The 22,205-nt window shown below is 47.4% G+C and carries 13 protein-coding genes and 3 pseudogenes; 8 read left to right on the top strand and 8 right to left on the bottom strand.

Annotated elements, in window-relative coordinates:
• The 4 genes and pseudogenes from V6C93_RS08970 to V6C93_RS08955 all read left to right on the top strand — a co-directional run.
• A pseudogene (locus tag V6C93_RS08970) lies at positions 1–777 on the top strand (hypothetical protein); the annotation flags it as partial.
• 586 nt (positions 778–1,363) lie between these two features.
• A complete protein-coding gene (locus tag V6C93_RS08965) occupies positions 1,364–1,684 on the top strand; it encodes a DUF5132 domain-containing protein (RefSeq protein WP_333476311.1) in 321 nt (106 codons plus the stop codon).
• Between the two features lie 30 nt (positions 1,685–1,714).
• Positions 1,715–2,311 carry an HMA2 domain-containing protein gene (locus V6C93_RS08960; RefSeq protein WP_333476310.1) on the top strand — a complete coding sequence of 199 codons (597 nt, stop codon included), beginning with the start codon at positions 1,715–1,717 and terminating at the stop codon, positions 2,309–2,311.
• A gap of 624 nt (positions 2,312–2,935) precedes the next feature.
• Positions 2,936–5,185: pseudogene (locus tag V6C93_RS08955) on the top strand (heavy metal translocating P-type ATPase); the annotation flags it as partial.
• 758 nt (positions 5,186–5,943) lie between these two features.
• On the opposite strand, the gene V6C93_RS08950 reads toward V6C93_RS08955, so the two are convergent.
• Complete coding sequence (locus V6C93_RS08950) at positions 5,944–6,708, bottom strand: MIP/aquaporin family protein (protein ID WP_333476308.1); 765 nt, start codon at positions 6,706–6,708, stop codon at positions 5,944–5,946.
• Positions 6,709–7,522: 814 nt separating this feature from the next.
• Between V6C93_RS08950 and V6C93_RS08945 the strand changes: the two genes are divergently transcribed.
• Positions 7,523–7,702 carry a hypothetical protein gene (locus V6C93_RS08945; RefSeq protein WP_333476307.1) on the top strand — a complete coding sequence of 60 codons (180 nt, stop codon included), beginning with the start codon at positions 7,523–7,525 and terminating at the stop codon, positions 7,700–7,702.
• Between the two features lie 125 nt (positions 7,703–7,827).
• Here V6C93_RS08945 and V6C93_RS08940 read toward each other — a convergent pair whose 3' ends face one another.
• The 4 genes from V6C93_RS08940 to V6C93_RS08925 form a co-directional block, all read right to left on the bottom strand.
• The gene (locus tag V6C93_RS08940; protein WP_333476306.1) at positions 7,828–8,040 is read right to left on the bottom strand and encodes a hypothetical protein; all 213 of its coding nucleotides are present in this window, start codon (positions 8,038–8,040) and stop codon (positions 7,828–7,830) included.
• 330 nt (positions 8,041–8,370) lie between these two features.
• Entirely contained in the window at positions 8,371–10,863 is a 2,493-nt protein-coding gene (locus V6C93_RS08935) for a WD40 repeat domain-containing protein (protein WP_333476305.1), read from the bottom strand.
• Between the two features lie 151 nt (positions 10,864–11,014).
• Positions 11,015–12,817 (bottom strand): 2-succinyl-5-enolpyruvyl-6-hydroxy-3-cyclohexene-1-carboxylic-acid synthase, encoded by a 1,803-nt coding sequence (gene menD / locus V6C93_RS08930; RefSeq protein ID WP_333476304.1) that lies wholly within the window; start codon positions 12,815–12,817, stop codon positions 11,015–11,017.
• Positions 12,818–13,235: 418 nt separating this feature from the next.
• Positions 13,236–14,393, bottom strand: coding sequence for a glycosyltransferase family 4 protein (locus V6C93_RS08925; protein ID WP_333476303.1), 1,158 nt, complete (start codon positions 14,391–14,393; stop codon positions 13,236–13,238).
• A gap of 771 nt (positions 14,394–15,164) precedes the next feature.
• On the opposite strand from V6C93_RS08925, the gene V6C93_RS08920 reads away from it, so the two are divergent.
• Positions 15,165–17,456, top strand: a complete 2,292-nt coding sequence (locus tag V6C93_RS08920; protein ID WP_333476302.1) for a TRAFs-binding domain-containing protein — start codon at positions 15,165–15,167, stop codon at positions 17,454–17,456.
• Between the two features lie 277 nt (positions 17,457–17,733).
• Here V6C93_RS08920 and V6C93_RS08915 read toward each other — a convergent pair whose 3' ends face one another.
• The 3 genes from V6C93_RS08915 to V6C93_RS08905 all read right to left on the bottom strand — a co-directional run bounded on the left by V6C93_RS08915 (position 17,734) and on the right by V6C93_RS08905 (position 20,383).
• Complete coding sequence (locus V6C93_RS08915; protein ID WP_333476301.1) at positions 17,734–18,189, bottom strand: hypothetical protein; 456 nt, start codon at positions 18,187–18,189, stop codon at positions 17,734–17,736.
• A 409-nt stretch (positions 18,190–18,598) separates the two neighbouring features.
• Positions 18,599–20,050, bottom strand: a complete 1,452-nt coding sequence (locus V6C93_RS08910) for an isochorismate synthase (RefSeq protein ID WP_333476300.1) — start codon at positions 20,048–20,050, stop codon at positions 18,599–18,601.
• A gap of 141 nt (positions 20,051–20,191) precedes the next feature.
• Positions 20,192–20,383, bottom strand: a complete 192-nt coding sequence (locus V6C93_RS08905) for a hypothetical protein (RefSeq protein ID WP_333476299.1) — start codon at positions 20,381–20,383, stop codon at positions 20,192–20,194.
• Between the two features lie 94 nt (positions 20,384–20,477).
• On the opposite strand from V6C93_RS08905, the gene menA reads away from it, so the two are divergent.
• Entirely contained in the window at positions 20,478–21,380 is a 903-nt protein-coding gene (menA, locus tag V6C93_RS08900) for a 2-carboxy-1,4-naphthoquinone phytyltransferase (protein ID WP_333476298.1), read from the top strand.
• A 414-nt stretch (positions 21,381–21,794) separates the two neighbouring features.
• A pseudogene (locus tag V6C93_RS08895) lies at positions 21,795–22,205 on the top strand (o-succinylbenzoate synthase); the annotation flags it as partial.

The following is a 22,205-nucleotide window of genomic DNA, read 5'->3' as shown; positions in this document are numbered from 1 at the left end:
GACTATGTACGCGACGCGCAGGGCAACCTCGTTGACTATGCTGGCGGCGATCCGATCGCCAACCTCGAACTCATCCGATCAATCTTCTTCGCCAACCCCGGATACTCACTGGGCGGACGCAAGCAGCAGGTACAGTCACAGGCTAAATACTTTGACCCCGCGTACCCGACCGATGCAAAGTTTGTCGAGAACGTGATCTGGATGCAGTCGAAAGTACTGTTCGTGACCATTAACCTGCCTGGTGGCTCGAACAACGACCAAGACGTATGGTACGGTGCGCCCACCGCCAGCGCCGCACAGATTAAGGAGGCCAGCGAACGGACGGGTGCCGATCTTCGCTGGCTCGACGCCGCCTTCCAAACTGCTGCTGCCTACGATGCTGAGGCTATAGTGATCGTGGCACAGGCCGATATGTGGGACACGGAGAAAGGGGCTGCTCACCAAAATCAATACGAGTCCTTGGTTCAGAGCATCGCCTCACATGCCACTACGTTTGGCAAACCTGTACTCATGTTCAACGGCGACTCGCACACCTACCGCTCAGATAACCCCCTTTCACCGACAGCCCCCTGCACATCGGAAGGGTCAGCCACCTGCACTTCTGTCGCTTCTATTCATCCAGGGTACGATGTGCCCAACTTCCACCGCGTTGTTGTACACGGCAGCACTTTCCCGTTTGAGTGGCTGAAGCTGACGATCAACCCGAAAGTGAACAATGCCGTAGGTCCTAACACCTTCGGCCCTTTTAGCTGGGAACGCATACAGCCACAGCTCTAATGCATCGCGCTTTACCTGATTTCATAGCTCCATTATGCAACGCCCGAGCTGGAGTCTAATTAGCTGATTGTTGTTTATTCAGAAGTGTCACTTTGTCAAGTTTTATTACTAAATCAGCCCTCTAGTGGCAATTGAAGCGCTAGTAGCACTTGTAGTTTGAGCCATTCACCGCTAGAGTCGAAATCATCTAAGGTTCAGTTTCGTAATGTGGTTGTTGAGCGCTCCCAACTGGGGCGCTTTTTCTTGCCTAATTTTAGGTTAAGATTCGGTTAAGAAAAAAGCGAGGAAAAAGCGATCGCATTCAGTCCGTTGTGAAGTGATATCTTCACCCAAGCTAACTTGCTGCGTCGCGCTTGTCTACTGAATTTCATTTCAGTCATTACTGACACATCCAGAGCAAGCTCTACTTATCGTTATCATCCTACCTAAAGGATTTTGCAGCAGAAAGATGTATTCTAGTTATCCTTCTAAGCATCTAAAGTTACATGAATTTTTTAACCTTTTTATATCTATAGGCGGGATATTCTCTTAACCTTTATATGTATGCTAAGTATTCTGTAGTTAGAGTTTGCCGGGAGGAAACACTATGGCACTTGAGGACATCTTTAAAGGATTTGATGGATTTGACTTTGAAGCTGGCCCTGCTGGCATTGCGGCAACCATCGGAGCTGCAATCCTCGCACCAATAGTCATTCCTGCCCTGGCAGGAGCCGCTAAACCCTTAGCCAAGGCGGCAATCAAAGAGGGACTCTTACTTTCGGAGAAGGGTAAGGAATTCTTTGCAGAGGCAACCGAGGTCTTTGAAGATCTAGTGGCAGAGGCAAAGGCGGAACTAGCCCAAGACCAGAAAGAGTCTAAATCTCAACTCGATCCCAACCAACCTGAAATTATCGTTGTTAGCGACTAGTGGTGAGATAGAGTTTTCTATATCTGTGAGATGACCAAACCGAAACATACCCATGTTGTTAGTAACACACCGAGTCGGACAAGGTTAAGAGTCTCCCATAAGCGCCGTAACCCTCAGGAAATGGCAAGAATTGCTCATGCAATCAAAGCACATCCTGGGGTTCAGGAGGTAAAGACTAACGTCCAGACTGGCAGTATCGTTGTCCATCATGATCATACGGATAGTAGCCTGGATGACCTCTCTGCGATTTTGCAGGATTTAGGCGTTGTCCTTGGTAAGGTTACTGATGTGGAGTTGCCGTCTAGCGCAGGAAAATCTGAGGTCGCTACAGACTTAACCAGTGCTCTGTCAGACCTCAATGAACGAGTTGGACAGGCGACCAATGGAGTCGTTGATTTGCGGTTGCTGGTACCTGTTGGGCTGGCGACTTTGGCAGTGCGTGAATTGCTCCGAACTGGCTGGGAATTTGAGACAGCACCGTGGTATGTCTTAGCATGGTATGCTTTCGATAGCTTCATTAAACTGCACTATACAACGGAGCCGTCGCCTACACATTCACAAAGTAGCAACACAGGCGATAAATCCGAAAAGCATCGTACCGAAATGCAGGGCTTTTCGCTGAACTAAACAAAAGCGATAACCTCTGGCAATACACCAAGCGCATCGCCATTCTCAGAAAATAACTGAATACAGGGGGAGGTTCAAGGGTTCGCCTAATCTGAATCTCCCCCTGAACACCCAACAAACATCACCCATAGTACTCAAAAAGACTCAATAGAAATGACACAAACTCTTGCACAACCTTCGGAGAGCGAACTCCGAGTTGTTCATGCTGTTCCGGGTCGCGTGCGGCTACGTATCACAGACAGCAGCCTTGTACCCGACTTGAATCAGGTAGCTCAAAAACTGCGGCGGCAGGACGGCGTTTGTGAAGTGCGAATGAACCCAACAACAAATAGTTTGGTTGTTACATTTGATGATAGTGCTTTATCTTTACCCCAAACGTTAGAAATACTTCAGGCGGTAGGAGTATCACAGATATCGGGCAACACTGAGCCGTTGGCGGAACTGAAATCAGATTCTTTTTTGCGCGAGCAGACTGAACCACCGTGGAAACTTGAGAACGTATCGCGATCGCTCATTCCCTTAGTGGCAGGGATGGTCGTTACAGGCGCACTGGGGGTAGAGGGAGCTGTGGCATTTCCCTTGTTCGTAATTACCCAGAATGTAACCCGTGAAGTTATCAAACATCTGGACACAGAAAAGCCAACATCAAAACCCATCAAAACGTCTCAAAGTACGACTGTAGAGCTGAATGGAAAATCAGCAATTGTTGTAGAAAACAATCACTCCGTAGCGCAGGATTCAGAAATAAATTGCCAAATCATCCATGAAATTCCTGGACGGATACGTTTTCGGATTCCTAGGATTGCAGAAGATGCTGAATATACGCGGAAATTACAAGTATTACTGGAAGCTGAGGCTAAGGTCACAGAGGTACGTATCAACCCAACCGCCGCATCAGTTGCGATTAGTTATGCAGTTGGTAAGATTTCCGATGAAACGATGCGTTTGCATCTACTCGATCTGATACAGACTGCTCATAAAATCAACATTCCCAGCGATGTCAACGCTACGCCACAAGAGCAAGAGCAAGAGCAAGAGCAAGAGCAAGAATTGAATCTGGTATCTCAGCTCGCTCTTCCTGCCTTGAGCGCGACTCTCTCCTTACTTGGTGGGCCATTGGGCTTACCGATTCCTCCAGTGATTATTGGAGGAACGATTGCGATCGCGGCCTTACCCGTTGCTCAACGAGCCATTGAGAGCATTTGGGTTGAGAAACGACTCAATATTGATTTTCTTGACCTGGCTGCCATTACCATCACCACTTTGCAAGGTCAGTTTATTAGCCCATCGATCATGATTTGTTTGGTGGAAATCGGTGAGGCCATTCGTGACCAAACAGCTAAGTCGTCTAAACTGCAAACCCTCGATCTTCTCGATTCCCTAAAACAATTGGTTTGGGTTGAACGCAATGGAGAAAAACATCAAATTTCTATCCATGAAGTCCAACAGGGTGAGGTCGTTATTGTCTATCCAGGCGACCAAATTCCTGTCGATGGTCACATCCTCCGGGGTAAAGCGTTAATCGATGAGCAAAAACTGACCGGCGAATCGATGCCTGTGATGCGAAGAAAGGGACAGGCCGTTTATACATCGACTCTAGTGCGGGAGGGACAACTGTATATCCGCACAGAAAAGGTAGGTGCCGAGACTCGTGCAGGACAGATTATTAAAATCATGCAAGATGCACCCGTCCACGATACTCGCATCGAAAATTATGCGGCAAACATTGCGAATCAAGCCGTAGTTCCAACTCTGTTTTTGTCTGGTGTTGTCTTTGCCTTTACCCGGAATTTAGCGCGTGCGGCTTCAGTTTTAACGCTGGATTTTGCGACAGGAATTCGTGTTTCTGTACCGACCACCGTTTTAGCCGCACTAACTCATGCCGCACGGCGTGGAATATTAATTCGCAGTGGCAGAGCGTTAGAAAAATTAGCTCAAGTTGATGCAGTTGTCTTCGACAAGACTGGGACACTCACCCAAGGTGAAGCGGTTGTTGTCCAAGTGGAGACGGTAAGTCCATCCATATCCACCTTGCAGATGCTGGAACTGGCAGCTGCCGCAGAGCAACGCCTCACCCATCCCGTAGCCGATGCGATCGCACGTTATGCCGAGAAACAAGGTGCGAAAATCTTGCCGCGTGGTCAGTGGGACTACCATATTGGTCTGGGTGTCCGGGCAGAAATTGACGGACAAACGGTTTTAGTGGGTAGCGATCGCTTTTTGCGTCAAGACGGAGTGAACTTAGAGGCGCTTGAGCAAAAACAGCAGCACCTACACGCAGGGAGTCATTCTGTAATCTACGTGGCAAGCAATGGTGAATTGCTGGGTTTCATTGCGTATCGTGACCCCTTACGTCCAGAGAGTCGGGCGGTGATTAAAGCGTTACGGACGACGGCAAGGATGGAGATTCACCTTTTGACGGGTGATAAGAAGCAAACCGCGATCGCAGTAGCAGAGGAATTGGGAATCGAACCCGGTCAAACTCATGCTGAAGCTTTCCCAGAGGAGAAGGTAGCCGTCGTCAAAGAGTTACACACTCAAGGTAAAACCGTTGCTTTTATTGGCGATGGGATTAATGATTCCCCGGCTTTAGCGTATGCCGATGTTTCTGTTTCCTTCGCCAATGGCTCCGATGTCGCACGGGAAACTGCCGATGTGGTGCTGATGGAAAATAACTTGCGGGGGTTGCCAGAAGCGATCGCGATCGCTCGACAAGCGCTGCAACTTATCCATCAAAATACGGGTATCGTTGCCATCCCTAACTTAGGGGCATTAATTCTAGCGGTAGCGATCGGGATTGACCCACTAGCGGCAACATTAGTTAACAATGGCTCAACCGTCATCGCAGGGTTAAATGGCTTACGACCCTTGCTAACAGAGAGTGAGGAGCTCGATCAACTCGCCGCTAGTCTCGATATGGATAGCCAAGAGGAAGAGGGTGATAGTTCGCAACCTGTGGAAATGGTTGAGTCTGTGGTTGAGCAACCGCCAACGGCTGAAATCTCAACCGATGTACCACAACCTTTAGAAACAAGCTGCGAGAGTTTAACTTTAGGAGTGAGTGACTCATCCAATGGGTTTAAAAATCACCATCACCACATTATGAATGGTTCACAAAAAGTCCAGACTGAACCTTTAACAGCCGCTGCCTTAGCTCATCGGTTAAAAGTCAGTACCACAACCATCAGCCGCAGAAAGTCGAAACCCGATTTTCCTCAATGGGCTAGCAGCCAAGACCCAGAGGGGATTTCTTGGGCTTACTCGAAACAATCTCGGCTGTTTATGGCAGGTTAAGGCAACAGCGATAAGTGAGGCACACTTAGATGGAATGTCACTGACTTAAGCAAAAAGTAGTCGTTCTTTGAGAAAAACCCAGATTGGGGGGTTTCCCCCCAAACCCCCCACTGGGGGACGGAGTGCCTACCTAGAGACCCCCTGCACAAGGGTTCCTTGGTGAGGTAAAGAACTTCTTAAGTCAGTGCCATTCCACTTAGATGCCCGACCACAAAGGTTTGATGTTCATGTTTGTACCTCATAAACTCCGAATCTGCTGTATCTCCTGACCTGAAGAAAGGTTGGTAGGCATGTCAGACGGCTCACTGTTCACTGCTCACTGCTCACTGTTCACTGCTTCAATCTTGCATCTGCTCCGAACGATCGCCTTTAGCCGCTTTAACCTCTGAGTGACTTGGGTTGCCATGTAAGTTCCATGCGATCGCAGCGGCTAGGAGTGCGCCTGCGATCGGCCCGACTAGATAAATCCAAGTGCTGCCAAGGGTGCCAGCCACTAAGTCAGGAGCAAGAGAACGGGCTGGGTTCATGGAAGCACCACTAATGGGACTAGCGAACAAGCCACAAAGTGCGATCGTGCCACCCACCGCAATTGCAGCATTATGGCCTACAAGGCGATGCTGCTTCGCTGTACCCAAAATTACACTCACTAGCAGGCAAGTTAGCACGATTTCGATCGCCAATGCCGGGATAACGCCCTGTTTAGCGTCGGGAAGCGTTGCGCCTAGATGTCCCACATTGCCAAATAGCGATCGCAAGAATATCGCCGCTAAGACAGCACCGAGCAGTTGAGCCAACCAGTAGCGTGGTACCTGTCGCCAGGGAAAGTCCTGACGTATCGCAAACGCCAGTGTTACAGCCGGATTAAAATGTGCCCCTGAAATCTCTCCTACGGTATAAATCATTGCCATAACCAACAGCCCAGGTGCCACAACCTTCGCTGCATGTCCCAATTCATGATGCGTTGCAGCTTCGATCACATCGGCACCCGCCGCCACCAGTGTGAGCATAAAGGTGCCGAACAGTTCCGCAAAAAGACGCCGCCACTCTTCAGTTCGCTGGTTGGCTTTGGATTGGAAATTCTTGGTCTGTTTTCCGTTGCTCATGGCATCAGACCCCCTCTTCCTTTTCTTCTCATCTGGGATAGCAGGGGACACCCCTGGAATTGAATTCGTGCTGGGCTTCAATCGGAAATTCCATAGCGCTCAGCTGTTTATTTTCCAGCACAAGCCGCAATTATTTAACGACTCGTTAAGGTAAGACTAAGAATCAGTTATAAATCAAAAAAGGGGTCTACTAATCTATCTTTAGGCAGACGACAATTCACCATTGCTTTCAAGAAATCGTTGATGTCTAGCCTAGTTCTTGTGGGAGAGTTCAGAAAGACTGTTATAAATTAGGGTGTGTTTTCTCGCCCCAGAGATCCCCCCTAACCCCCCTTTTCTCAAGGGGGGAAAGAAACTCAAAGTCCCCCTTTTTAAGGGGGATTTAGGGGGATCTTCCAAGATGGTGCATCCTAACCAGAGGTTTGAAAATATGTCCTAGGGTTGCTTAGATGCACAGCAACTTATCAATAGACTGATTGATGGCAGAAGTCGAGGAAAAGGGAAAGGTTAAAGGAGCAGACTCATCTGTAACTAAATCCCAAACAAACCTCTGGACATCCTCGAAAAAGTATTAGCTTTTTTAGCTGGGATAGTTTGATACATGGAAAATGCTAAACTAATTAATAGCTTAAGAGTTATTTAATATATTCTTGCCCCTATTAGGCTGCTCTAGGGGTTTCGCTTGGAATTATTCGTTAACTGCATCAAACTTTTGCCTTTACTGCATAATCAGCTCTGAATTATGCCTTACGATACAGGAATAACCTTCTCTGTCTGTTCCAATCTAGTCATTGCTGTGCAACACTACGTAACAATGAATACCAATCTTAAAAATCCCCAATCCTCATCGCCCGTTAAGGCACAACTCAGCGAGTTTACCGATAACTTTGATTTTGAGTGCTGGGCGCGAGAAGTAAGAACCCAGTTATTAGCAGCCTTGCAAAAAAAATCCGTCAATACACCCGAAGTTGAAACAAATAAACTTAAAAAATAGCTAGTAGGGTTAGACTCAGCTCTTTCTTGAAAGTCGGGAATGGGGAATCAAAAATGGCGGAGTTAGAGCGACCTCATGGGGAATCTTGCACCTACTGGTCTCTGAAGAAGGTAAAAGCTCCTCAGTTAAGAGCGACGGAGTTCTAAGAAAGCGATCGCTTCGTGGGGATAAAAATTAATTTGAGGAACATTCCCTACAATTAGTAACCATCTGTCTTCTATTAATCTCATTTGCCATCGTTCTGTTGGCTGTTGGGGTAATATCTGCCAAGTTCCCTGAGTATCTTTCTGGCAAATAAAGCCCCAGACTTTGGCTTGTTTTAATACCGTATCTTTCATCGTTGGGGTTGGTGTGAGATGCAATCAATCAGTTCGTAAGAATCGATTGACAAGGATTGATATTGACCGTTCCCAAGGATGAATCCGGAGGTTTAAGGATAAGTAAGTCTTGCAATGAAGGGCACAAATCGTTTCTTAACAGGTGTAAGTCTCCCAAGATAAATTAGAATACGAAGTTGCGATCAAACATAGTAGTTGAGACAGATGCGGGGACGCGCGGACACGGGGATGCCCAGAACATGCATGTGCGACGTATAAATGTAACTTGGTAGAACTTAGTAGCATAAAGAAATAACGTTGATCCAGTTAAAGCGGAGTGAGATAATGACTCTACAGAGCCTGCCAAATCTTGATGGTCTTATCCTCACTTCCACTGGCAAGAGTACGTCCATCCGGTGTTACGGCAAGGGAATAAACCCACTTTTTGTGTTCAGTCAGGGTACGCAGTAGTTTCCCTGTCTCCAGATTCCATAGCTTGATGGTGTTGTCTCGACTACCACTGATTAGGGTTTTTCCATCGGGCGTCATAGCGAGGGACAATACCCAATCAGAATGTCCAGTCAGAGTCCGGATGAGTTTTCCAGTATTCAGATGCCACAGCTTGATAGTGCTGTCGTCACTCCCACTCGCCAGGATTTGTCCATCTGCACTGATGGCAATGGTTCTCACCCAGTCAGAATGCCCACTTAGAGTAAGTAGGGGCGACGGTTGCGATCGCCCGTTAGACTGCAAAGACCAAATCTTGACTGTCTTATCCCCACCGCTACTGGCGAGAGTCTGTCCATCTGGACTGATGGCGAGGGAATAAACCCATTTTTTATGCCCAGCCAGAGTGTCTAGTGGTTTACCCGTTGCTAAATCCCAAAGCTTGATTTTATGCCCACCGCTTACCAGAATTCGTCCATCCGGGCTGATGGCGAGGGAATAAATCCATTTATTATGCCCACTTAGGGTGTGGAGGAGGTTACCTGTTGCCAGGTGCCAAAGTTTGATGCAACTCTTGTCACTGGTTTTGTGGCTACTGGCGAGAATCTGTCCATCTGGACTCAATGCGATCGCCAAAATCCTTCCCGACTCTCCAGTGAGAGTATGCAGCAGTTCACCGGTGCCTAAATGCCACAGTTTGATGGTGTTGTCATCACTACCACTTGCCAGTGTTTGCCCATCCAAGCTAACGGCAATTGATGCGGCTCTTCCAGAATACCCATCCAGTGTATGGATGAGAGAAACTTTTTCCAGTAAGGATTTACATTTAAGTTTCTCAGGGGCACTCAGGGTGCGAGAGGCTGGAGTAATCGGGGATGTCTCAATTTGGGATAGAGTATGGGACGCTGGAATTGTGAGTGGTGAATTTTGAGCTTCCCCAGTCCCCAATCCCTTGAGGTTTTCAATCGCATATAACAGAGTATTCACTTGAGCGATCGCATTATCCTCTCCCAGGATACTCAAACAGTCTTGGAGTTTCTCCAAATAATTCTCGTCTTCTAACGTCAGCGCTGACTGCATTGCCTCTAACGAGTAAGTCCCTTCAGTTTCTGGCACCTGATGCTGTTTCAGCCAAGCCTGGAACGAGTAGTCAAGCTGCTGTTTCGCCCAAAATTTATCCGGCAATCCCGCTAAACTTTGAGCTAATTTCAACGCTAATTCAGGAACCCATAAGGGACGTTCACTTTCTAGAGCCTTAAAAATATCTTTGTAACCTAGAATTGTTGTTTGCACGACCTCTTGCACCAGTTGCTGGTCAGACGTTTTTTCCAGCAAACTAGGAAGCAACTGGGGTAAGCGGGGCGCAACATCGTGATGAATGAGATGATGAGCATCGGCTATCCAGCCAGCGACCAAACAATGACAGGTGATTAAGAGCTGAGAAAGGGCTGCAAAATCTTTATGGTTGACCTTATACTCTAGGGCAACTTCCCTCGCATCAATCCCGTACTGCTTCCATCTCTCCTCTTTTTCCAAAACTTCTAAGTTGAATGAATTATCTCCACCCAATCGGTTAACCTCTTCTCGGCTTTCGCCACAAGCTAACAATTTATTGGCGGTTTCTTTCCACTTTAAAGCACGGCTTTTAGCCGAAGCATAAAGAATCTGTCGATAATCGAGCCGGGAAATCAGAGTTTGATAGCAATAGGTTGACTGTCCTAAACCCCAGTAGGCCATACGGAAATTCAGCTCATCTCCCACCAGTTCTGACTCTAAAATCAAAGTCGGTTCAGATTGCAATTTATCAAACAGAGCCTTAATACTGGCTTCTCGATGAAAACGCTGACTCTCCCAGGCTCCCGCTAAAAATTCTGTGGGTCTTTCTGAACTGCATAGGGAATAATGTTGGCTCAAAAATTCGCCAAGGCTTTGCGCTAAATTCTGCTCAAGTTCGGGTAATCCTTGAGCAACTTCACCCAATCGTGCGAACTGCACTTGTGGGGGTGAGATAAAAATTCGCAACGGAATTCTGCGATCGCTAGGATGAGAGCCTAAAAGTTGCGAAGGAAATAATCTCAAAGGCCAGTTATCAAGAATTCTGTGGCTTTCCGGTAACTGGAGAGCTGATTCCCGTTGATAGGATGCTATACTGAGTTGAGTCTCTCGGTTGTAAGCTGCTAATTGCTGTTGGAGAGATTTTTCCTGCTCAAAACGCCACGCCTGAACATCTAGATTTCCTGGATTTCTTGGCTGACGAACATGAGGACTAAACTTTTGAAATCCTTTCGCTTGTTGCTGCTTAAGTTGACGCAGCCTTTCTTCATGTAACCCGGTAAAGATTTTCGCGATCGTGGGTAACCCTTGGAGTAGTAGCTGTAGTCCTACCTCCAGTTCCATAAATGCCTCTTCAGTTAGTGAATGAACTTAATTGATCGTGATAATTTTTGAAATTTAGCAATAAAGCACCCCGTCCAAATCATAGCTTTCCTCCGGGACAGAACTGGTTAAGGTTGAGTTAAGTACTGCCCCGGAGGAGTGGGAATATGATTTATAATTTTTTGCCAAACTTTCCCAGCTGCTCTTGTCGCCATCTAGCATCAACTTTACGGTCAGTTTGCAATTCCAACACTTGAATGCCCGTAGAAGGGAGTGGATTGAGCAACACCCTCAACTGTTCCCACGACTGAATGAGTTGGTGTTCTACTCCATAGGTAACACACAACTGAGCAAAGTTGATATCTTGGGGTGTGGCAAAGAATTCTTCAAACGGCGGGTTGAACTTAGAAATAGGCAACATTTCAAAAATGCCACCCCCATTGTTGTTAATCAAAACAATGGTTAAATGACCGACAAATTTGTTGCTCAGTAAGAAGCCATTGGTATCGTGCAACAAGGCTAAATCACCTGTCAGCATCACACTGCTGCGATTACGGTGAGTAACACCTAAGGCGGTCGATAAGGTTCCATCAATACCGTTAGCGCCGCGATTAAAATAAGGTTGGATGCCGATGTTATTGGGTTTCCAAAAGAACTCGACATCCCGTACTGGCATACTGTTGGCAATAAATAGCGGTGTTTCCGGTGGTAGGATTTGGGACAGTAACCAAGCCGCTTTGCCTTCAAAAAGCCCGTTCAGACTAACCATCTTTTGCTCAACGGCTGACCTCACTTTAGCTTCAGCCTCACACCACCGTTGCAGGTAAGAGGGAGTTTGGAGTTTGGAGTTTGAATTTGGGATTGAGGGATTGGAGACGCGGGACTGGGGAGTGGAATTTTTCCCCCTCTTCCCCTCTCCCCATCTCTCCATCTGTTCTACAGACATCCGCAGGTGAGTGGTTTTCCCGTGGAGGGGGTCAAGGTTGTGGTGGCTGGGGTCAATCACCCAGCGTTGGGGTTGGGTGCGATCTAACCAAGCGCGTAGTTCCTTACTGGTGGGGAGTTCACCGATTTGAATGACTATTTTGGGTGTGAGTTGTTGCGCCAGTTGTTGGTTACGCAGAATGAGGTCGTAGGTGGAAATTAGATAGGGGTTGAGGTCTGCATAGTTCCTGACAGGTGAGAGTCCTTCGGCGAGTACAGGCCATCCTAAGGTTTGAGATAAATGTGCGATCGCATCACAATATTTCTTTGGGTGCTGGGGTTGAGCGATACCCGCAATGATGATACCGCGATCGCATTCTTGCCATTGTGAGTAGGGAACCGGGGATGGGGAATCGGGGATGGGGAATTGGGGATGAGATAAACCCGTGAAGAACTCTTCAAGTTCAAAGGGGGACGGGAGGGTGTCCGGATCGAGTTGCTGTATGGGTGCAAGGGGGTCGCGGAAGGGTATATTCAGGTGAACGGTGCCAGGAGTCGGAAAAACGCAGCGTTCCCAAGCATGAACAAGGGTTTGCCTGAGATATCTCAGCCTGCCAATGCCCATAGAAGGCAGCGTTAACTCCGTTTGCCAGTTGGGATAATTACCATATAACTTCAGTTGGTCGATGGTTTGCCCAGAATGGCAATCCCGTAATTCTGGAGGACGGTCAGCGGTTAAGATCAGTAACGGTACCCGACTTTCTTTCGCTTCAATGATGGCTGGGTAAAAGTTAGCTCCTGCTGTACCAGAGGTGCAAACCAGGACAACGGGGCGTCCAGTTGCCTTCGCTATTCCCAAGGCAAAGAAGGCAGCAGAACGCTCATCCAGAACTGGGATAGATTCTATCTCCCTTTGTTGGGCAAAGGCGACAGCGAGAGGGGTGGAGCGTGACCCTGGACAGATGATGGCGGTGGTCAGTCCTAAGTATTTCAGAGTTTCCGCCAGGATGGACGCCCAGACGGTGTTGATGTTGCGAAAATCAAGGGGCATTAACCTGCTGTAGATCGATTTGCCTACATCTTATGGCTTTTTACCCAATTGATTCACACCTTGCTTCTAGGGCGTTTGATTGATTACAAAAACCTTCGGTTTGGGGAGTAGGGAGTCGTGAGTGGGGAATAGGGGAAAGAGGCCTTCAGTCGTGGGTTTAGAGCCCACGAAATCAATAACAACGTTTGGAGCAAGAGCCGACAATCGGCTCTTGAATCAAACATCAAAGCTCCAATTCCACGTTCTTACGAGACGTGGGTTTGAGACTCCCTACTCCCTATTCCCTACTCCCCTTGAACCTTGGAATTTCTCTAGAAATGGTAAAGCCCAACATCTGAGCTCATGTTTTGATGTTAGGCCGTATAGTTCTCATTGCGCTTTGGCTGAGTCAATTTGTCGTTAGTCGTTCATCTACGGATTAAATATATTTCGGTTGTAACTCAACATCCTGTAATGTCTCCGGAGCTGAGAATTCACCCTCTTTAGTGCGTTTGATGGCGGTTTGTAATGCCGCCTCGAAAAGTTCGATCGCATCGTCCCAAGTGTAATTCTGAACCTTAGCATAGGCCGCATCAGACATGGTCTGCCATTCGCCATTAGAAAGCTTACACATCCGCTCTATGGCAAGAGCCATATCCTGAGGATCTTCGTGTTTTACAAGCATCCCAGCACCATCACTCAGGAGTTCTGGAGCCGCGCCCGCCGGAGTTGAAATGACTGGTGTTCGGCACGCCATCGCCTCCAATATGGGTAAGCCAAATCCTTCGGAGCGGCTACCCAAAAGCCACGCATCACATTTGCCGTAAAAATTCTTTAGGTCATTTTGAGCGACGGGGTAGATAAATTCAGTACTGGAGCCGTCTTCAAACTCTGGCGGGAGGCTTTCATTGGCAGCATTCCCAATGGCAACCAAACGCAGATTGGGTACTTTCTTTTTCGCCAAGGAGAAGGCTTTAAGACAAATATCCGAGCCTTTCCACGAAGCCGTAGAATAGATGAGGCCAACCGTAGGAATCGATTGTTTAGTACGAGGCGGTGAACAAAATTGTTCAGGATCTACACTCGGTAACACAAGGGAAACGTTGTGATCGCCGTACTGAGTCCGCATCACATCGATCAACCACTGCGAGACCGTGATTTTGTGCATCGGCAGTGAATAGGTCGCTGCCACCCTTTGTATTGGTAGATACTCAAAAACCTCATGATGTTGGATGTAGTAAACTTTTGCTCCTTTGGCTTGAGATAGATTTGCTACCCACTCCGCCGTCTCCCACCAGGTTGCAATGACCACATCGGCATCCGGTAAATCAGCATCTGTAATCGGACGGATGCGATCGATTACTTGGCATTGAATATCCAGATTGTCGAAGTGAGAGGCTAGTTTCTTCTTCTTCAACCTCAACTTCTCACCCTTGAGCAACCCTCGTAGCTGATCAAAAAGACTTGGATGGTCTGGAGGAGTAGCGAGGACCAACACCTCATGACCACGATCTTTCAGATGCTTTGCATACATCGCAATCACTCGATCTCCACCGGAAAGATTAAACCCACCGGCTTTTACAAACGTAATCTTCATGCCTATACCTTATTTCTACTACTGCGTGACAAGTTGAACAACTTCAATGAATAGCTTTTGAAACTATAAAACTGGGATTTCGCTTAAATACTTAAGGAATTGCCCACTGCACCAGTTCAAGGTAGATTGACAATATTTAAACTCTTACAATTGTGACTTGAAGCACAATTGTAATAAATCTTTATATTGTCAAAAATTTTTTCAGAGTTAAATAAAATCTTTAAGAAAACTTGACACTTCATTCATCATTTCATGACACAACAGTTACTAAAGGAGTGGCTGAATGCCTAAAGCCCACCGAGTTACTCACTTATACCAAGTTGTATTCAAACGTAGTAAATAGTAAGAGCAGGGAAGGCTGGAGGAGCTGGGGAGCAGGGGAAGAGAAGCTGCTATCTTTGACCACAAGTTGGTATCAAAGTACTCAAAAATTTAGGGCACACCGACACAAAAAAACTCGGTGTTTTAGCTCTCAAGCCTGCTATTTTTGAGTTGTGATACCATCGCAGAGATGGCGTGAAGCGTTTGCGTAGCATGGTGCGCTAGCGCATAGCCATCCTGTAGGGAATCGCTGTTTTCTACCTCAGAGTTGTTCTTCAGATAATCCCGTACTTAACTAGATCCAACCTACAAGTTTGCGATCGCTGATTTCTCAAAACCGAGTTGGCTATATTAACCAACGTGGATGTACTTTTCCTAGAGCAGGCAGTCAAGGGCGAAGCGTGCTAAATAATGAGGAGAACGTTACTGCACTTGAGTTCGGAGAAGCCCTTGAATTACAAGCCAGAGCCGATAGACACGTCAAACGTCACCCTAAGCGCAGAACACCAAAAGCTGACGGAGTTACTTGCGAAGAATATTCATGAACTCTGGGTGCAGCAGCGATTTGCCGAAGGCTGGGAATATGGGCGGCAGCAAGATGATATCCGTAAGAATCATCCCTGTCTGGTGCCCTATGAGGAACTACCGGACACTGAAAAGCAATCCCATCGCCTTACCGTTCTCGGAATCATAAAGACGCTTCTAGCCTTGGGCTACCGAATTGAGGGCAACAATACAACCTTTCAAAATTCGGCCTCCGTTGAAGACCAAGACATTGCTCTGGTTCTAGAGACCCTCAAAAGTTCATCTGAACTCAATTTAAGCTCACTGTTAGCGCTAAAACGCGAAACCATCAAGCTGCAACCTCGTACACCAGAGATTTATCAGGTGATTGGTGACGCTATCCTCCAGTTGGGCGAACCCTTGATGGCCTATGATGTCCTGACGGAAGGACTGAAACACTGGTCTAACAATCTGCGTTTGCAGCAACTTTTGGCGTTGTCTCTGGCGCGTAGTGGTGCAACGCAACCCGCTAACTCTCTATTAGTAAAGCTGCTTGAATCTGGACACAGTGATGAAGAAACACTTGGTCTTTTAGCTCGTACTCACAAAGACCTTTGGATACAAGCCACAGACTCAGAAGAACGAACCCGCCAACTGGGGTTAGCGGCCTCTCGGTATGAACAAGCGTATCAATGTAGTGGCAGTGTTTGGACGGGCATCAATGCGGCAACGATGGCGATGTTGATGGGACAAGAAGACCACGCTAGAAAATTGGCAAGGGCGGTTCGCCAGCAATGTTTACAACAACTGAAGCCTGATTCTGAACGCAGGAGTGACGAATATTGGCTGCTGGCAACCTTGGGCGAAGCGGCGCTGATTTTGCGGGAGTGGACAGAGGCTCAAGACTGGTATGCTCAAGCTGTACAAGTGGGTGAGAGGCGGTTTGGGGATTTAAGTTCCAGCCGTCGTAATGCGACTTTACTGGTGCAATACTTAGAAGGTGGTAGTGAACGTATCAAGCAATGGTTCCCGGTTCCTCGTGTGGTGGTCTTTAGTGGACACATGATTGACCAGCGATCGCGCCCAACTCCCCGATTTCCACCCTCATTAGAATCCAAGGTTTACCAAGCTATTCGCGATCGCCTCTATCAACTTGATGCTCGATTGGGTTATGCTTCGGCAGCCTGCGGTTCCGATATCTTATTTCTGGAGGCCATTCTAGAACTCAAGGGTGAGGCTCACATTCTACTGCCTTATGACCGGGAGCAGTTTACTAAAGATGCGGTGGATATTACCCCCGATGGGAATTGGGTGGAGCGGTTTGATCGCGTGACCCAAAAAGCCACAAAGGTAATTGTTGCCTCCAATCATCAGCAGCAAGAGGGTGAGGTTTTATACGAGTATACGAATCGGTTGCTGCATGGGTTAGCCAAGATGCGAGCCGAACAGCTGGATACAGAAGTGATACCCCTTGCCGTTTGGAATGGCAAACCCAGTAATGACCCTGGTGGAACGGCTAGCGCGATTAAGCATTGGCAGCAATGGGGTGATGAGGTGGAAGTGATCGACCTTGAATCGATTCTGGAACACGAATCGTTGAATTTGTCAATGGGTGGAGAGGAACGATTGGATGAGGGTGCGATCGCTTCGGGCTCCACCCCTGGGACTCCCGCACCAGAATTTTCTCGGCAGATTCTGGCGCTGCTGTTTGCTGACGTGGTCAAATATTCCCATCTGACGGAAGAACAACTCTTCCCCTTTATGCAACATTTTTTAGGTGCTGTTGCTGATTTAATCGCTCGCTCAGTTTATCAGCCGATGATGAGAAATACTTGGGGAGATGCTCTATATTTCGTGTTTTCGGATGTACAACAAGCAGGCCATTGCGCTTTAGAATTGTGTGACTTTATTCAAAGTACTGATTGGTCAGCCAAAGGGCTACCCAAGGATTTAAGTTTGCGAATTGCCTTACATGCTGGCCCGGTCTACCGACACATTAACCCGATTACGGGACATACAGACTATATTGGGACTCATGTCAGCCATACAGCACGGATTGAGCCGATCGCACCACCGGGGAAGGTTTACGCGAGTCAGGCTTTCGCTGCGATCGCGGCTTCTGAAGGGGTGAGTGATTTCACCTGTGATTATGTTGGACAAACGCCCTTGGCTAAAGAATATGGCACGTTTCCCACTTATCATGTCCGGCGGCGGCAACTTTATTTCAGTGAGCAGTGAACAGTGAGCAACTATTGAGCGCTCATAGACACTTATGTCGTGTATCACTCTCACCTAGTGCGAATGGCACTGACTTAAGAAATTTCATCCAACCCGTCAATCCTTGTGCAGGGGGTCTCTAGGTAGGCACTCCGTCCCCCAGTGGGGGGTTTGGGGGGAACCCCCCCAATCCGGGTTTTTCCGAAGAATGACCACTTTTTGCTTAAGTCAGTGAAATTCCACCTAGTGCGGCTTCTGTTTGTTCCAGTTCTATGTCTATGATCATAGGGATAGCTCTTTATGGACGCGTCGCCAGGGTGATCGTCTCTTGTTTACAAACAGACAGCATTCGGCGGTCGTTTGCACTAACGCGCTGAAGTGGATACAAATTAGCCAATTGTGCCCTGACTTCTTTGGGTTTGGGTTGCTCCGGCACCAGTGCCTCAACTTCTAATCGAGTCCCCTGCATACCTCCAGCAAAGCAGGTAAATTCGGATTGTGGTGAGTAGAATGCGCCTACAACTCCACCCTTGTGACGTTCAAAGACGACGTAGTGACGAGCCAGTTGATTGGGATCAGGAGAATTACCGTAGAGGTAAACGCCATCCGGTAGAGCTACTGACTTATTTGCAGAAGATTGTTGTTGAGCTTGAGCCGTTTGCTCTTGAAGACTAACACCCATTAAGGTGACAGGGAATAGAGCCGCGATCGCGAGGAGCGACCATTTTTGTCGAATTGAGGCAGGTGGAATCATTGCTGTTTCTCCTTGCATTACAGTTTGGTCGGGTTCAAAGACTCCTCACATCGCCCACAAACAAAACTGACTAAGATTCGTTAGTGCGATCGTATCCCATCGATTTCAGAGCTAAAAAGAGCTTCCAATTTGGCACATGCAAGAGTCGGGGTCTGTGTGATGAAACGCATTGTTAAACGTGGACATGTTCCAGACTATCGAGCTTTTTCAGCAATCCCCTCCTCCCTACGGATTGATCCAATTTCTACCTGAGGATAGGTGAGGATGAACTCCCGCCATTGCCTACGGCTCAGGCCGTTTCTGATATCCTGCGAGGAATGCCAAAGGACAGACTTACGCATGGACAAGATGCCAAGGCTGTGATTTTGGGTCTGGTACCTTAATAATCAATAGCAACTGGTAAACTTGTTTACAATAAAGCTTTTAAAAGTGCCTGTAATTTGAGTTGAATTTCTGCTAATTCTTTGTTCGGGTCAGAACCGGCAACAATACCTGCACCCGCATAGAGTCTTGCTCGATAAGCGCTGGCAAAGAGGCGGGAGGGCTTCTCGCTTTCTATTAATGCAGAACGAATGCCGACAATAAATTCACAATTTCCTTGATAATCAACCCAACCTAAGGGGGCAGCGTAGAGGGTGCGATCGAAGGTTTCGTAGCGGCAAATTTGTTCTTGCGCCATCTTAGTGGGAACGCCTGCAACCGCTGGGGTAGGGTGCAGTTGGGCAACGATTTCTAAGGGATGGATGTCTGCCAACATTTCCGCTTGAATAGGCGTCCACAAATGTTGAATATTAGAAAGTTTGAGCAGTTGGGGAGTTGGCAGCATTTGGGGAATCAAACCCAATTCCGATAGGTGTTCGACAATAAAATTAATCACAAATTGGTGTTCTCGCCGCTCTTTTTCGCTACTGAGCAATCGGTAGGCGAAAGCGGCATCCTCTGTTGTGGTTCTACCTCGCGGTGCAGAACCGGCCAAGGCATCGACTTCTAACTGATGTTTGCGAATACTAATTAGACGTTCGGGACTCGCACCGATAAAGTTTTGCCCCTTCCCGTTACTACTGGAAAAGATATAGCAATCGGGATGACGCTTTCGCAGCGTATCTAAGGATTCAATGAGATTAAAAGGTTGTGGAGAGAGGACATCAATGGCACTAGCTAGAACAATTTTTCTCAATTGATTCGCTCGAATGGATTCTAAGGCAGATACAACAGAGGACTGGAAACGCTCTGCATTTTGGGGGGCTGGCTTGATAATTTTATGCGGCGTAATCTCGAACACATTGGAAACTCTTCGCTCGTACCAACTAATGCGTCTGAGCTGGCTGCATAACCGTTCTACTAATAATTGCAGATTAATTTCAGGATGGATTTCCACATTGGCAACAACGACGCAGTTCCCTTGATAAGAGGAGATTTGCCAGCGCGGTAAGAAAATTGTAGCCGCCGGGAAGGGAGAGTGAATGGCTTGTTTTTTATCAAAGAAGGTGAAGCTACAGAAGAAATGGGGGCCCGAAAAGGGTAGGGTAAGGTTACCCGCAGGGAGGGTGTTAGCTAGGGTTTCTTGGATAAACTGCTGTGCTTTTCTGAAGCGATTGGCACCTTCAATTTTTAGGGAAAGGGTGGCATCAATGGCGGCGATCGCTTCTCGTTTACTGACCTTTTCAAAGTAGACTTGAAGTTGGTCGGGTTTTGCGATCGCCTGAAGCACAGCTAACGGGTCAAGGGGTTCAATTTCTTGAGAAATACTAACAATCTGCGGGCAACCTTTGGCGATGGACTCTTGTTTTCCGGTGAAGAGAAGTTGATGCAGCTCTTTGCGGTCTTGAAAGAGATTGGTGCGATAGGGGGTGACTGGCATAGAAGCTTCAGATAGTAAAGTTTTTTGAAGTTCTGTTCTAAAGTCTCATTAACAATGGTGGGATGTCTAAAGGGAGATACTTGCTCCTTACCTAACCCCTAGTGTCGATTGACACCTTGTTGAGCCTTGAGTGCCGCCCAGTCACCTCCAAAGCGGTTGAGTGGCTGAAGGCTCTACCGACAGCACAGATGAGCAGTTCTGTAATGCCGACTTACTTATCGTACCGAAGAAACGCTCACCGACTCGTTGATACTGGATGATACCAAGTGTTGCCAGTGGTGTGGGTAGGGTGGTATAAACTGCAAATCCTACACCAGGACGGGAGTAAGTCACGTCATTAACTGACTTCCTTTCCCAACGTTCATCCTGAGAAACAACGCAAAAAATTGTATCAAATTCTTTTTAGTAAGTTTATCCATTCGGTCTGATGACTACAAGTCTGGTTGAACAGTCAAACAGTAAATTGTGGCTAGCCGCCATTAAGCCACCGATGTACAGCGTTGCCATTATCCCCATTTGGGTCGGAACGGCTGTTGCTTATGCGGAAAATCGCAGCATTAATCTGGGAATTTTTTCTACATTCTTAATGTCAGCGATTTTAATTATTGCTTGGCTCAATCTAAGCAATGATGTCTTTGATTCCGAAACAGGGATTGATAAAAATAAAGCCCATTCTTTGGTAAATTTAACAGGAAATAAACGGTTAATTTTCTGGTTAAGCAATTTATTTTTAGCAGTAGGCATCCTGGGGATTGTAGCGATCGCACTCTGGCAGCGAGACTTTACCGTCATTGCGATCGTCCTCCTGTGCTGTGCCTTGGGGTACACTTACCAGGGACCTCCTTTTCGCTTCGGTTACCAGGGGTTAGGGGAAATTATCTGCTTTGTCACCTTTGGCCCAATGGCAGTCGCAGCAGCGTATTACTCTCAGACGCAAAGTTGGTCAATGAACTGTCTGGCGGCGTCGGTTGTGGTGGGTATTGCTACAAGTATTATTTTGTTTTGCTCCCATTTTCACCAGGTTGAGGATGACATCGCCGCCGGAAAGCGATCGCCAATTGTTCGCTTGGGTACGAAGCGAGGTTCTCAAGTTTTATGGTGGGCTGGTGGTAGCGTTTATGCGTTTACGAGCTTGTTTGTCCTATTAGGGATGTTCCCCATGTGGACGTTGCTGGCGTTGGCGAGTTTACCCGTTGCCCTCAAGTTATGTCGGCATGTCCACCAGTATCACGACCAACCGGAAAAGGTGAGCAATTCTAAGTTTATTGCTGTCGGAATGCACTTTTTCAGCGGGTTACTCTTAGGGTTGGGGTTTGTACTCGGTGGCTGATTGTGAGAGTTGCAGGTTGAAGGTTGAAGGTTGAAGGTTGAAGGTTGAAGGTTGAAGGTTGAAGAGATCTCTTGCAAAAGTCGAATCTACCGCCTTAATCCCCCCTTATAAAGGCTACGGTGTACACACATCTCCCGATCAACCTCAAAATGCTGCATTTTGCCCCCCTAGCCCCCCAATTTTGGGGGGAACCGGAAGTTCAAAGTCCCCCAGAATTGGGGGATTTAGGGGGCAAGATCGCCTGATATACAAACCAGAGGACTTGTGTGTACACCGTAGCCTTATAAAGGGGGGGAAACACTTGAAATCTTGCTCCCTCCCCTTAGTAAGGGGAGGGTTGGGGAGGGGTTCTTTGTATTTTTGCAAGAAGTTTAAGATTGCAGGTTCCAGGTTGCAGGTTGGAGATTTTCATTCTTGCTGTATCAGTTCGACTTTCGTCTTTACCAACGTTCCTTTAAACATCCCCTATCGACGAGTCACGGCAAGTGGGAAGTCCGAGAAGGAATTATTCTCAGTCTTACGGATGAAACGGGGCGAGTTGGTTGGGGCGAAATTGCACCAATTCCTTGGTTTGGTTCTGAAACGATAGAGCAAGCTTTGGCGTTTTGCCAACAATTACCGCCAAAAATAACAACCATTGATATTCTTGGTATTCCTGATGAACTTCCCGCCTGCCAATTCGGGTTTGAGTCGGCGTGTGTATGGAGAGAAGAGGAGTGGGGAGAAACTTCTCAATCCAAAATCCAAAATCTAAAATCTAAAATCTCATACAGCTATCTATTACCGACTGGGGAAGTAGCGTTACAGTCCTGGCAGACTCCTTGG

It is taken from the genome of Allocoleopsis sp. (genome assembly GCF_036703385.1).
In the GTDB taxonomy this organism is placed as follows: domain Bacteria; phylum Cyanobacteriota; class Cyanobacteriia; order Cyanobacteriales; family Coleofasciculaceae; genus Allocoleopsis.
Note: the sequence above shows the minus strand (reverse complement) of the source record. Positions and strands in the feature narration are given on the sequence as shown.